The sequence below is a fragment of the Paenibacillus sp. 2TAB26 genome (assembly GCF_052115145.1).
Taxonomy (GTDB): Bacteria; Bacillota; Bacilli; order Paenibacillales; family Paenibacillaceae; genus Pristimantibacillus.
Genome location: NZ_JBFRGC010000168.1, coordinates 1 through 349 on the forward strand (window position 1 = coordinate 1; position 349 = coordinate 349).

A 349-nucleotide genomic window follows, 5' to 3' on the forward strand; every position below is an offset into this window, starting at 1 on the left:
GATCAGCACACGCCCGACCAACGAACCGACGACGAGCGCCAGCCCGCCGAGCAATGCAAGCAGAATTGTCGGCATTACTTAAACCCTCCGAGAACGATGCGCAGCGCGCCAATCAGCGAGATAACGACAAAGATGCGGCCCAACCATTCGAGATACTGGTTCAGCTTCGAGAAAGGCAGCGTAATCGACTGACCCGACACCGTGACCACCTTGTCGGACAACCCGCCGCCGCCGAGAAACGGCGATTGGTCGAGCGCGGTCGCGATTGGCGTCACCGTCCGCTGAGACGGACTCGCGGGATTCCCTGCCGGGTCATTCCCCGCCACCAGCTGCTGGCCGAGCGCCGAAG

1 protein-coding gene is annotated in these 349 nt (G+C 62.5%); it reads right to left on the reverse strand.

All coding sequences use genetic code 11. From position 1 onward, the window contains the following. Positions 1–74: 74 nt before the first annotated feature. Positions 75–349: hypothetical protein (locus AB4Z50_RS36345; protein WP_441887385.1), on the reverse strand; the 275-nt coding region annotated here is incomplete at its 5' end.